This is a genomic window from Binatus soli (SeqCode) (genome assembly GCF_050015535.1).
GTDB classification, from domain to species: domain Bacteria; phylum Desulfobacterota; class Binatia; order Binatales; family Binataceae; genus Binatus; species Binatus soli.
Map to the genome: position 1 here is coordinate 70,917 of NZ_JBEKBF010000003.1, position 12,990 is coordinate 83,906.

A 12,990-nucleotide genomic window follows, 5' to 3' on the forward strand; every position below is an offset into this window, starting at 1 on the left:
CGCAGGGCGGCCAAAGATCATCTGCGCGGAAGATCGCGCGCGCGCGTCAGCGGCGCTCGGCCTTCAGCCCGTCTTCATTTGCGAGAAACAGATGCAACTGCGCGGGGGCGGTGTCGCGCGGAATCTCGACCGGATAATTGCCGGTAAAGCACGCGTCGCAAAATCCCTCGCGGCTGCCGCCGTTGAACGAGTAGAGGCCGTCCCAACTCAGGTAGGCGAGCGAGTCGGCGGTGATGTAGCGGCGGATCTCCTCGATCGAATGCGCAGACGCCAGCAGCTCCTCGCGGGTGGGCGTGTCGATGCCGTAAAAGCACGAGTGGGTGGTGGGCGGCGCCGCGATGCGCATGTGAACTTCGCGCGCGCCCGCCTGGCGCAGCATCGGGATCACTTTCCTGAGCGTGGTGCCGCGCACCAGCGAGTCTTCGATCAGCACGATTCGCTTGCCGCGCAGCAATTCGGCCACCGGGTTGAATTTGATCTTCACGCCGAAATGGCGAATCGACGCGCGCGGCTCGATGAACGTGCGTCCGACGTAGTGGCTGCGCACCAGGCCCATCTCGAACGGTATTCCCGATTCTTCCGCGTAACCAAGCGCGGCGGCGGTGCCCGAATCGGGCACCGGCACAACGATGTCGGCGGCTGCCGGAGCTTCGCGCGCCAGCGCGCGCCCCTGCTGCTTGCGGACCTGGTACACGTTGCGGCCGTAAACCTGGCTGTCGGGCCGTGAGAAATACACGTACTCGAAAATACATCGCTTGGCCGGCGAATGCGCGAACGGACTGAGCGAGCGCAGCCCGTTGTCGTCCACGATGAGCATCTCGCCGGGATCGATCTCGCGAATGTATTCGGCGCGCACCAGGTCCAGCGCACAGGTTTCCGAGGCCACGATCGTCGCGCCGTTGAGGCTGCCCAGCACCAGCGGACGGAAGCCCTGCGGATCGCGCACCGCGATCATCGAGTCTTCCGTCAGCACGACCATCGAGTACGCGCCGCGCACTTGCGCCAGAGCCTCCGCGACCCGCTCCGGCAGCGTGGGCGCGTGCGAAGCGGCGATCAGATGAATCATCACCTCGCTGTCGGACGACGACTGGAAGATCGAACCCGTCGATTCGAGGCGTCCGCGCAGTTCATTGAAGTTGACGAGGTTGCCGTTGTGCGCCAGCGCGAGCCCGCCGCGCGCATACTGGACCACCAGCGGCTGACAGTTGTTGATGGTCGTCGAGCCGGTCGTCGAGTAGCGGTTATGCCCTATAGCGCTGGTGCCTTCGAGTTTCGCTATGATCGTGTTGTTGAAGACGTCGGCGACCAGTCCCATCCCGCGATGCGAGATCAGCGACTTGCCGTTGGACGACACGATTCCCGCCGACTCCTGTCCGCGATGCTGCTGCGCGTAGAGACCCAGGTACGCGAGGTTGGCAGCCTCGGGGTGTCGATACACGCCGAATACTCCGCATTCCTCGTGGAAGACGTCGAGGTTCGATTCTTCGACTGCTATGACCGAGTGCGTTTCAGTCACCGCCTCTGAGCCTCCTTGGAATCGCGTCTTCGTAAATTCGCTGCAGTTCGGCAACGTCCTCATCGAGACCGGCCGCCGCGCCAATCTTGAGCCGGGGTTCGGCGGTTACGCGTCCGATGACCGCAAACTCCAATCCTCGCCCCGCAAACAAACTCTCGACACGGGCTGCGTCGCGCTTGGCGATCGACAGCACCACCGTCGATGCACCCTCACCAAAAAAAACAACCGCGTCGGCGTTTCCAGCGCGCCCAAGCTCGACTTCGGCTCCCAGAATCGCCCGCGGATTGAAACAGGCTTCGGCCAATGCCACCGCAAGGCCGCCCTCGGCGATATCGTGTGCTGATTTTATCAGCCCTTGTTCGGCGCCTTCAACCAGCCCCTCGACCAGCGCTGCTTCGCGCGCCAGGTCGATCGCGCCAAGGCGCCCGCCGTCGATTCCGAAGATTGCCGCGTACTCGCTCGCCGCAATCGACGGTGCGGCCGTGCGCACAAGCGCGATCACGTCGCCGGGATTCTTGAAGAACTGGGTAACGTGCTTTGCGACGTCGATCATCACGCCCAGCACCGCGATCGTCGGCGTCGGAGGAATCGGGTGGCCTTCGGTCTCGTTGTAAAAGCTCACGTTGCCGCTGACCACCGGCGCGCCGAACGCGATCGATGCGTCGCGCAGCCCCTCGACGCCGCGGATGAACTGCCACATCACCTCGGGCCTCTCCGGATTGCCGTAGTTCAGGCAATTCGTGATTCCGACCGGGCGCGCCCCCGCGCATGCGACATTGCGCGCCGCTTCGCAGACTGTCCCCACCGCGCCCAGATACGGATCGAGGGCGCACGCGCGAGGATTCGAATCGACTTTGAGCGCGATCGCGCGCCGCGAATTCTTGATTCGCAACACGGCGCCGTCGCTGCCCGGCCCCAGTACCGTATTGCTTTGCACGATCGAGTCGTATTGCCGATAGACCCACTTCTTCGACGCGATGTTGGGACTGTCGAGCAACGCGCGAATCGCTTTCGCCGTCTCTGGATGCTTTGCCGCGATCGCCGGCTTGGTCTGCGGCTGAATCTTCGGCGCGGCCGCGGGACGATCATAAATCGGCGCGTCGTCCGCCAGTGCGCCGATCGGAATATCCGCCACGACCTGCCCGCGCCATCGCGTGCGCCATCGCTGGTCTTCCGTCACGTGACCGATCACAACCGCGTGCAGGTCCCATTTCTCGAAGACCGCCTGCAATTCCGCCTCGCGCCCGCGCTCCGCGACGATCAGCATTCGCTCCTGAGATTCGGAGAGCAGAATTTCGTAAGGCGTCAGTCCCGCTTCGCGCAGCGGAACCTTGTCGAGGTCGAGTTCGATCCCGAGTCCGCCATGCGACGCCATCTCGCTCGACGACGACGTGAGTCCCGCCGCGCCCATGTCCTGGATCGCGACGATGGCGCCGGTCTTGCCGGCTTCCAGGCACGCTTCGATCAATAGTTTCTCGGTGAACGGATCTCCGACTTGCACCGCCGGGCGCTTGGCTTCGCTTTCCTTGTCGAACTCGGCCGACGCCATCGACGCTCCGTGAATTCCGTCGCGTCCGGTTGCAGAGCCAACGTAAAGCACTGGATTGCCCGGGCCGCGCGCCTTCGCGCTCATCATCTCGCCCTTGCGCACCAGCCCGAGGCAGAACGCATTGACCAGGATGTTGGCGTTGTACGCCGCGTCGAACATCACTTCGCCCGCGACTGTCGGCACGCCCACGCAGTTGCCATAGCCTCCGATTCCGCCGACCACGCCGCCGAGCAGGTAGCGGGTGCGGGGATGCTCGAAGGAACCGAACTTGAGCGAGTTCATGCTCGCCACCGGCCGCGCGCCCATCGTGAAAATATCGCGCAGGATTCCGCCGACTCCCGTCGCCGCGCCCTGGTACGGCTCGACGAACGAAGGATGGTTGTGGCTTTCGATTTTGAAGACCGCCGCCCATCCGTCGCCGACGTCGATTGCGCCGGCGTTCTCGCCCGGCCCCTGCACCACGAGTTCGCTCTTCGACGGCAGCTTTCTCAGATGACGGCGCGACGATTTGTACGAGCAGTGCTCCGACCACATCACGGAGAAAACGCCGAGCTCGGTGTAAGTCGGGGTGCGGCCGATGGTCTGTTCGATCTTGCGATACTCATCGGGCGCGAGTCCGTGCGCGCGGGCCTGCTCGAGATCGACTTTCGGCTCGCCGGGGATGGAAACGGGACGCTCGCTCATCTCGCGCTTCCTGCTATCGACTGAAATATCTTGAGCCCGTCCACCCCGCCGAGCATCGGTTCCACCGCATGCTCCGGATGCGGCATCAGGCCGAAGACGTTGAAGCGCTGATTGGCGACCCCCGCGATCGCGCGCATCGAGCCGTTGGGATTGGCGGCGTCGCTCTCGCGCCCATCGGCATCGACGTAGCGCAAAATCACCTGCCCGCGCTCTTCCATCTGGCGGATTTCATCTTCGGGCGCGACGTAGAGTCCTTCGCCATGCTTGATCGGAAGCCGGAGCAAATCGCCCTGCTTCGCCGCGCGCGTAAACGGCGTGCTCGCGTTCTCGACGCGCAGCCACACGCGCTGGCATATGAAGGAGAGCGAACGGTTGCGCGTGAGAGCGCCGGGCAGCAGATGCGCCTCGCACAGAATCTGAAAGCCGTTGCAGATGCCGATCACCAGCCCGCCGTCGGCGGCGAACTTCGCCACGCTCTTCATGATCGGCGAGAAACGCGCGATGGCGCCGGTGCGCAGATAGTCGCCGTAGCTGAACCCGCCCGGCAGCAGCACGCACTCGACGCCGCCGAGCGATTCGTCCTTGTGCCACAGCATTCGCGCGTCCTGGCCCATCACCTCCGCAATCGCATACAGCGAGTCGCCGTCGTCCAGCGAGCCGGGAAATCGCACGACGCCCCACTTCATTCGCCGTCCACCTCGAAGCGGTAGTCCTCGATCACGGGGTTGGCGAGCAGCGCCTCGCACATCTTTTTTGCTTCGTCGCGCGCCTCCGACGCGGTGCGCGCCTCGACTTCGAGCAGGATATATTTGCCGACTTTGACGCCCGAGACGTTTTTGAAGCCGAGACTTTGCAGCGAACTTTCAACCGCGCGGCCCTGCGGGTCGAGGATTCCCTTGCGGGGCGTCACGAACACTCTTACTTGCAACTCAAATCCTCGCCGGCGATTCGCATTTCATTGCCCTGAACTAAAGATGTTTCACGTGAAACATTTCCATCTAAACCCCAACAATGACGCCTGCCGCGGCCGTCAGTTCTCCACTCGGCGCAGCATCTCGTGATAGGCCTCCTCCACGCCGCCCAGGTCGTGGCGGAAGCGATCCTTGTCGAGTTTCTGCCGCGTGGCTTTGTCCCAGAAACGGCAGGTGTCGGGGCAGATTTCGTCGCCGAGCAGAATCTCGCCGTGATAGCGTCCGAATTCGAGCTTGAAATCGACCAGTATTACGCTGCGCTCGTCCAAAAATTTGCTCAGTATGCCATCGACCTTCAGCGCCATCGCATCGATTTGCTTGAGCTCTGCCACGGTGGCCCATCCAAACGCGATCGCATGCTCGCCGAGGATCATCGGATCGTGGAGCGCGTCTGATTTGTAGTAGTACTCGACGATCGGATGCGGGAGCGGTTCGCCTTCTTCGCGGCCGAGCCGCTTTGCCATCGAGCCCGCGACGAGATTACGCACGACGGTTTCGACCGGGATGATGTGCAAGCGCTTGCACAGCATCTCACGATCGTTCAAACGGCGGACGAAGTGCGTTCTCACGCCGTTCTTTTCGAGCAGCCTGAAGAACAGCTCCGACATCCGGTTGTTCACGACGCCCTTGTCCGCGATGGTGGCGCGCTTGGCGCCGTCGAACGCGGTCGCGTCGTCCTTGAAGTAGACGATGACGAGGTCGGGGTCGGGCGTGGAGTAAAGTTTCTTCGCCTTGCCCTCGTAAAACATTTCGAGTTTTTGCGGAGTTTTCGTTGTTTCCACGATGCGTTCTCCATTCGGGCAGCCCGGATTATCTCTACCTAATCATCTTACCGACCGGTCGCCTCAGGACAACGAAGCTCGGGGCCGATTGTCCACAAAGCTCCGCGTTTATGCACATCGAAGCGCGCGCGTGTGGATAGCGGATCTCACGGCTTGCGCGCGCGCGCTTTTTTCGGCGAATCCAAGTCCTTGAGACTGATCCTTCGCTTGCCGGGTGCCGGCGCCAGCGGCGGCTCATAGCCCTTCTTCGCCGAAGCGGCGTCCGATCCTTTTGCGGGCGGCGCGAATCGCTCGACCAGTTTCGCCGCCAGGCCGATGTAGCTGCGCGGATTCAACTCGCTGAGCGCACGCTGCGCACTGTCGTCCAGCGGGAGCGTCGCGATGAATTCCTCGATGACGCGCCGATCGATCCGCCGGCCGCGCGTCAGTTCCTTGAGCGTCTCGTATGGTTTCGGCAGCCCGTGGCGCCGCATGAGAGTCTGAATCGCCTCGGCGACGACCTCCCACGCCTGCTCGGCCTCGAGGTCCTCGGCAATGCGCCGCTCGTTGACCTCGACGCGCGCCAGACCGCGCTCCAGCGACTCCAGCGCGACGACCAGATGCCCGAAAGCCGTACCCATCGACCGCATCGCGGTGCTGTCCGTCAGATCGCGCTGCCATCGCGAGACCGGCAGCTTGGCCGCCAGGTGATCGAACAGCGCGCTCGCGATTCCAAGGTTGCCCTCGCAGTTTTCGAAGTCGATTGGATTGACCTTGTGCGGCATCACCGAGGAGCCGGTCTCGCCCGCGACGGCCTTTTGCGCGAAGTAACCGATCGAGATGTAGCTCCACATATCGCGGCAGAAGCCGAGCAGGATCGTGTCGATGCGCATCATGATCCCGAACAGCTCGGCGATAAAATCGTGGCTCTCGATCTGCGTGGTCAGCGGATTCCAGGTCAGACCGAGCCGCTCGACGAAATTGCGCGAGTGCGCGATCCAGTCAACCTCGGGATGGGCGAAGTGATGGGCGTTGAAGTTGCCGACCGCGCCGTTGAGCTTGCCGAGAAATTCCTGGCGGCGAAGCTGCGAGAGCTGGCGCGCCACGCGGGTCGCAAATATCGCCATCTCCTTGCCGACAGTCGTCGGCGACGCTTCCTGGCCGTGCGTCCGCGCAAGCATCGGGTGCGACTTGTAGCGATGCGCCAGCTTGATGATCGGCGCGTTCGCCGACTCCAGGCGCGGTGTCAGGTCGGTCGCCACGAACTCCTTCAGGATGAGCGCGTAGGCGAGGTTGTTGATGTCCTCGGACGTGCACGCGAAATGCACCATCTCGATCGGCAGCGCCCGGTCGATCGCGGCGACTCGCTCCTTGACAAAATACTCGACCGCCTTGACGTCGTGATTGGTGGTCGCCTCAAGTTGCTTGACGCGGCGCGCATCGTCGAGCGCAAAGTCCTCGTAAACGGCTCGGAGCTTTTTCGCAGTCGCGGCGGGGATCGGTTTCAGCGCGCTGATCGCGGGATGCCCGGCCAGCGACAGATACCATTCGACCTCGACGCGAACGCGGTAGCGAATCAGGGCGAACTCGCTGAAGTATGCCTCCAACGCCCGGGTGCGCGCGCGGTAGCGGCCGTCGATCGGCGTCACCGCGGTCAATCCCGCGTCGGTCTCGGCAGGTTTGTCTTTCACTCTTTCACTGCGTGCTGATGAAACTAAATTACGTGGGATTGCCCGCGCAATCGAGGGGGGCGTCGCCTGCGTTCAGCGGCCGGTGTGTCCGAAGCCGCCGGGGCCGCGCACGCTCGGCGCCAGTTCATCGACCTCGACGATGTCAGCGCGAATGACCGGCGAGATGATGAGTTGGGCGATTCGATCGCCGGGTTTAATCAGGATCGGTTGCTCGCCCAAATTCACAAGTAATACTTTAACTTCCCCGCGATAGTCCGCGTCGATGGTTCCCGGCGAGTTGATGAGCGCGAGTCCCTCTTCCAGTGCGCGGCCGCTGCGCGGCCGCACCTGCCCCTCGTAGCCGACCGGAATCTCGACGGCGATGCCGGTTGGAACGGCGCGCCGCTCGCGCGGCGCCATCTCGATTGGGCCGCCGATGTCGGCCATCAGATCGATCCCGGCGGCATGCTCGCTATGGTAGGCGGGAATCGGCAGCGCACTTTTGCGCAGCCGCGCAATTTTCACAGTCGGTCGCATCGTTCCAATCTCGTATGGCGAATTGGCCGCACGATAGCAAGCGGCGTCGCGCGGCTGCATTCTCACCCGCGCCCGAGGCGGGTAAGAAGTCGGGCGGAACGCTACATCCTAACTCGGGAGAGGTATAAAGTGGGATAGTTTTCCTGCCTCGGGTCGCCCGCGAAGAAATTGAGACACGATTCGCCTGAACTCTCCGCTTCCAAGCGCCAGGCGGATTTCGGTTTCCAATACATTGCTCTTTGCTGCGTTACAGGAACCACAGATCAACTGGTAATTTGCCCAGGACGTATCTCCGAAGAGCGAGTAAGGCCACATGTGATCCCCTTGGAGGTAATTGATGTCCCTGTGATCGAACCTGCGACTGCAAAGGGGGCATTCATAACTAACAACGCCATCCTCGTCGCGACTTGCCATTCGTCGAAACCAAACATCTTTCCAGCCAGGCGGAAAGTCGCGTGATACGGGGTCGCACTTTATGAACTGGGGAGCGTCACCTACTTTCGAGCGATCAGTTGGCATATCTCACCCGTGGCGAGAATTTGTTTCTTCTGGCCAGGCCACTTTCCCTTGGCAATAGGATACGCCTGGCCGATGTCTCGCTCGATCGCGGTCGGACCCTGGGTAAGGAAAATCTAGATGAGCTCCCACTGTTTTTCTTCCGTGATCTTCTCCGGTGTCCCCCAGACTTGCGTGGCGGCAGCGATAAACAGCGCAATCTTGGTCGAGGAGTTTGTCCCGATGCGAGCGACCTTTTGTTGCTTGATCGTGTTGAACCACAACTCGAAGGATCCGAACCAGTCCTTAAGCGTTTGCAAACTCGGCAGGAGCTTGGGCGCGTCCTCCGGGTGGAGAGTTTCGTGTTGCATTTGGGCGGCGTATAAATCCAAGACCGAAATTGTGGTTCTATCGTACCGTAGCCCGAGACGGTTCTGGAGCGCGTCACTCGCGAGCAGCTCATCGACCTTCTGTACGTCTCGGGCGATCGCGTAGTAGAGAAACATCTGCGACGGTGCTTGTCCGGCCGCTTGAGCGCTATCGATCCACCAATCTTTCCAGGCACTTGGATCTTTCCAGGGGTGATCGAGGCCGTACTTCTCCTTAGCGGCCTTAATCATGCGGGTTGCCCCTTCGCGACCTGTATCGAAGACCCCAGCGAGGCGAATGAAGTAAACGCGATCGCATTGACCGAAGATCGCGAGACGGAGGTCGTGGGGGCTGAGTGGCGTGCCGGCTTCGTTGATGCGGCGAAAGATCTCAAGCCGGAGACCCAGGTCAAGATTCGTAGGTAGAACGAGTAGGTTGAGTACATAGTACCTTATCGATCTCTGAATGGGCTCAGGTAGCTCAGCGAATCGTCGGCCTTGGATTACAGGGCCGACATTGCTCGCATATTCAACTTCGTCTTCGGTAGCGAGGTCAAAGGATCCGTTGACGAAATCCCGGATGGTCGCAAGGCGCTGCTGGCCATCGACAACCTCCGACTTCTCCAACCCAGTGTTGGGATTTGTTTCAGGGTAAAGGATCAGCGGGGGTACGGTCATATTGTTGATTAGCGAGTCTACAAAGAGGGATTTTTTGGCCAAGTCCCATTCCGACGAGTCACGCTGGTAGTCGGGAATGAAAATCGTGCCGTCCGCAAGCTGGTCCATCAAGGATCCGACGTTAGGTGACCGGGATGTCGTCGCTCCCTTGACTCGGGGTTGAAACGTGCCTGTCAGTACGTTTGCCATAGCGTCCTCCGATTTCGGTTCAGCCGGAACTTCGTGTTAGCGGAACTGCGCCTCCTCTCACGTAGAGCTACGCGAGGGGGGCGAAGACGTCGCGGCCGATTTTGCGGCCCTTCAAATCGCCAAGCAGAACCATCGCGAGCTTGTCCGGCTGGAACCATGACGACGCCAGTTCGACGATATTGTCGTTGGTGACGGCCTCGATCCCCACTGACAGCTCATCGAGCGACACATCGCGGCGGAAGTAAATCTCATTGCGCGCGAGCCGATTCATGCGGCTGTCGGTGGATTCCATCCCGAGCAGCATGTTGCCCTGAAGCTGGCTCTTGGCGCGCGCAAGCTCGGCCGGCTCGAGGCCGTCGCGCTCGACTTTGCGAAGCTCGGCGACGGTGACTTCGAGCACTTCATCGACCCACTCCGGATTGGTGCCTGCATAAACGCCGAAGTAGCCCGAATCGATGAAGGACGAAATGAACGAGTAGATGCTGTAAACGCGGCCGCGCTTCTCGCGCACTTCCTGGAACAGCCGCGACGACATCCCGCCGCCAAGCGCGGTGTTGAGCACGTAGGCTGCGTATCGGAGCCGATGCGATTGGCTGATGCCGGGGCCGCCGATGCAGATATGCGCCTGCTCGAGCTTCTTTTCCCGGTTCAGCACCAGCGGCCGGTCAACCGGCGGCGAGAATTTCTCGACCTTGCCGTCACCGGCGACGCCGCCGAACAGCCCCGCGCATTTCGCGCTGAGACGCTCGTGCTCGACCTGGCCGGCAGCGGCGATAAAGACGCGGCTGGAGCGGTAGCGCGCCGCCATGAACGAAGTCAGCTGCTCGCGGTCTATTTTCTTTACCGTCTCGGCCGAGCCGAAAATCGGCAACGCGAGCGGGTGACCCTTCCAGAAATTTTCGGCGAACAGGTCGTGGATGAAATCGTCGGGAGTGTCCTCGGCCTGCGAGATTTCCTGCAAGACAACCTGGCGCTCGCGCTCTATTTCGGCGGGATCGAAAACCGACTCGAGAAAAATGTCCGCGAGCACCTCGGTCGCCATCTCGAGGTCCTTGCCGAGCACCTTGGCGTAGTAACAGGTGTACTCCTTGCCGGTGAAGGCGTTGAGCACGCCGCCGACGGCGTCGAAGGCCTCGGCGATTTGCGCGGCGGTGCGCTTCTTGGTGCCCTTGAAGAGCAGATGCTCGATGAAATGCGAGGTGCCGTTTTCGGCCGGCTCCTCGTAGCGCGAGCCGTTCTCAACCCAAATCCCAATCGACGACGACACCACTTGCGGCATCGCCTCGGTCAGAATCCGCACGCCGTTCCCGATAACGCTCTTTTGAATCATTCGCCGGTTACTTATCCTTGCCTGGTTCCTGCTCGGCCTCGCGCATCGACAGCCGGATCTTGCCGCTGCGATCGACGTCGAGCACCTTCACGTTGATCTCGTCGCCCTCGTGCAGCACGTCCTCAACGCGGCGGATGCGCTCGTTGGAAATTTGCGAGATGTGGAGCAGGCCGTCGGTCCCCGGCATTATCTCGACGAAGGCGCCGAACTCGACGATCTTGCGGACCGTGCCGTGATAGATTTTGCCGACTTCGGGCTCGGCGGTGATCGCCTGGATCATGCTGATCGCTTTTTCCATCGCGACCCCGTCTGCCGACGCGATCAGCACCGTGCCGTCGTCCTCGATATCGATCTTGCAGCCGGTCTGCTCGACCAGTCCGCGGATGACCTTGCCGCCCGGGCCGATCACTTCGCGAATCTTGTCAGGCTTGATGTGCAGCGTGACGATTCGCGGCGCGTAGCTGGAGACGTCCTTGCGCGGCGTGGGCATCGCCTTCTCCATCACGCCGAGGATGAACAAGCGAGCGTCGCGCGCCTGATGGAGCGCCTGGCGCATAATGTCCTTGGAGACGCCGCCGGCCTTGTTGTCCATCTGGATCGCGGTGATGCCGGCCTTGGTGCCGGCGACCTTGAAGTCCATGTCGCCGAGATGGTCCTCGTCGCCCAGGATGTCGGTGAGCACGCGGACCTTGTCGCCTTCCTTGACCAGGCCCATCGCGATTCCCGCGACCGCGGATTTGGTGGGCACGCCCGCGTCCATCAACGCCAGGCTGCCGCCGCATACCGTCGCCATCGAGGAGCTGCCGTTGGACTCGAGCACGTCCGACACGACGCGAATCGTGTACGGAAAGTCGTCTTCACCGGGAAGTATTGGCGCGAGCGCGCGTTCGGCGAGCGCGCCGTGGCCGATTTCGCGCCGTGACGGAGCGCGCAGAAACTTCACCTCGCCGGTCGAGAATGGCGGGAAGTTGTAATGCAGCATGAACTTCTTGAAACGCTCGCCGAGCAGCGCGTCGATCTTCTGCTCATCGGATGACGTGCCGAGCGTGACGGTCGCGAGCGCCTGGGTCTCGCCGCGCGTGAACACGGCGGAGCCATGGGTGCGTGGGAGGACCTGCACGTCGGCGCTTACATCGCGGATGTCGGTGGACTTGCGATCGTCGATTCGCTTGTCGTCGTCGAGGATCGCCATCCGAACCCGCGTGCGCACGAGGTGGTCGCAGGCGTCGATGATTTCCTTGGCGCGCTCGGTAAACTTCTCGCCGAGCGCCGCCACGACAAAGTCGCTGACCGCGTACAGCGCCGCGGCGCGCTCTTTCTTGCCCTTGGTGGCGAGAGCTTTCTCGATTCTGTCGCCGATGCTTCTTTCGACCGCCGCCAGCAGCGCCGCATCGCGTTCCTTGGCGGCGAATTCGCGCTTGGGTTTGCCCGCGCGGCGCCGCAGTTCTTCCTGCATCGCAAAAATCGGCTGCATCGCCTCATGCGCCGCGAACAGCGCTTCCAGGATCGCCTCTTCGTCAACGACCCGCGCGCCGCCCTCGAGCATCATGATCGACTCGGGGTTGGCCGCGACGACCAGCGAGACGTCGCTTCCCTCAAGTTCCGTGTGGGTGGGATTGACCACAATTTTGCCGTCCACCCGGCCCATCCGAACCGACGCAACCGGGCCTTTGTGGGGAATGTCGGAGACCAGCAGCGCAGCCGAGGCCGCGATCAGCGAGAGCATGTCGGGATCGTTGTCACGATCGGCGGACAGCACGGTCACGATGATTTGGGTTTCGCAATCGTAGCCCTTGGGAAACAGCGGACGCATCGATCGGTCGATCAAGCGCGAGGTCAGAGTCTCCTTTTCGGAGGCGCGCCCTTCCCTTTTGAAGAAGCCGCCGGGAATTTTGCCGGCTGCGAACGTCTTCTCGACGTAATCCACCGTGAGCGGCAGAAAGTCCATGTTGGGCCGCGCTTGATACTGCGAGACCGCAGTCGCGAGCACGACGGTTTCGCCGTAGGTCGCGAGCACACTGCCGTGCGCCTGCCGGGCCAGGCGGCCGGTTTCGAGCGAGAGCTTGCGGCCCGCAAAATCAATTTCGAGTTTTTCGTACATGAATGACACCTGAGGGAGGACTGAGGCCGTGCGACGATTGCGGTTGCCCGCGAGGCGCCACAGGGGACGCGCCTTGGGACACTGCCGGGTGGCAGGCCAAGGCCCGCGCGCCCGAAAGTTGCGGGCGGCGCGGCAGAATAT

At 62.1% G+C, this 12,990-nt stretch carries 11 protein-coding genes; all 11 read right to left on the reverse strand.

Annotated features, from left to right (window positions below; all coding sequences use genetic code 11):
* Window positions 1–46: 46 nt before the first annotated feature.
* Entirely contained in the window at window positions 47–1,516 is a 1,470-nt protein-coding gene (purF, locus tag ABR989_RS02990) for an amidophosphoribosyltransferase (protein WP_428125642.1), read from the reverse strand.
* Complete coding sequence (gene purL / locus ABR989_RS02995) at window positions 1,509–3,749, reverse strand: phosphoribosylformylglycinamidine synthase subunit PurL (RefSeq protein WP_428125643.1); 2,241 nt, start codon at window positions 3,747–3,749, stop codon at window positions 1,509–1,511. The genes purF and purL overlap by 8 nt, the downstream gene beginning before the upstream one ends.
* A complete protein-coding gene (purQ, locus tag ABR989_RS03000) occupies window positions 3,746–4,435 on the reverse strand; it encodes a phosphoribosylformylglycinamidine synthase subunit PurQ (protein WP_428125644.1) in 690 nt (229 codons plus the stop codon). The genes purL and purQ overlap by 4 nt, the downstream gene beginning before the upstream one ends.
* Window positions 4,432–4,677, reverse strand: a complete 246-nt coding sequence (gene purS / locus ABR989_RS03005; protein WP_423946188.1) for a phosphoribosylformylglycinamidine synthase subunit PurS — start codon at window positions 4,675–4,677, stop codon at window positions 4,432–4,434. The genes purQ and purS overlap by 4 nt, the downstream gene beginning before the upstream one ends.
* 102 nt (window positions 4,678–4,779) lie before the next feature.
* Entirely contained in the window at window positions 4,780–5,469 is a 690-nt protein-coding gene (gene purC, locus ABR989_RS03010) for a phosphoribosylaminoimidazolesuccinocarboxamide synthase (protein ID WP_428125830.1), read from the reverse strand.
* 179 nt (window positions 5,470–5,648) lie between these two features.
* Window positions 5,649–7,172: an adenylosuccinate lyase gene (gene purB / locus ABR989_RS03015; protein WP_428125645.1), complete on the reverse strand. Its 1,524-nt coding sequence runs from the start codon at window positions 7,170–7,172 to the stop codon at window positions 5,649–5,651.
* Window positions 7,173–7,244: 72 nt separating this feature from the next.
* Window positions 7,245–7,688 carry a dUTP diphosphatase gene (gene dut / locus ABR989_RS03020; RefSeq protein WP_428125646.1) on the reverse strand — a complete coding sequence of 148 codons (444 nt, stop codon included), beginning with the start codon at window positions 7,686–7,688 and terminating at the stop codon, window positions 7,245–7,247.
* A 108-nt stretch (window positions 7,689–7,796) separates the two neighbouring features.
* The gene (locus ABR989_RS03025; protein ID WP_428125647.1) at window positions 7,797–8,207 is read right to left on the reverse strand and encodes an HNH endonuclease; all 411 of its coding nucleotides are present in this window, start codon (window positions 8,205–8,207) and stop codon (window positions 7,797–7,799) included.
* Window positions 8,208–8,320: 113 nt separating this feature from the next.
* On the reverse strand, window positions 8,321–9,337 hold the full coding sequence (locus ABR989_RS03030) for a GmrSD restriction endonuclease domain-containing protein (RefSeq protein ID WP_428125648.1): 1,017 nt from the start codon (window positions 9,335–9,337) through the stop codon (window positions 8,321–8,323).
* 148 nt (window positions 9,338–9,485) lie between these two features.
* Window positions 9,486–10,748: a M16 family metallopeptidase gene (locus ABR989_RS03035; protein ID WP_428125649.1), complete on the reverse strand. Its 1,263-nt coding sequence runs from the start codon at window positions 10,746–10,748 to the stop codon at window positions 9,486–9,488.
* A gap of 7 nt (window positions 10,749–10,755) precedes the next feature.
* Complete coding sequence (pnp, locus tag ABR989_RS03040; RefSeq protein WP_428125650.1) at window positions 10,756–12,849, reverse strand: polyribonucleotide nucleotidyltransferase; 2,094 nt, start codon at window positions 12,847–12,849, stop codon at window positions 10,756–10,758.
* Window positions 12,850–12,990: the final 141 nt, after the last annotated feature.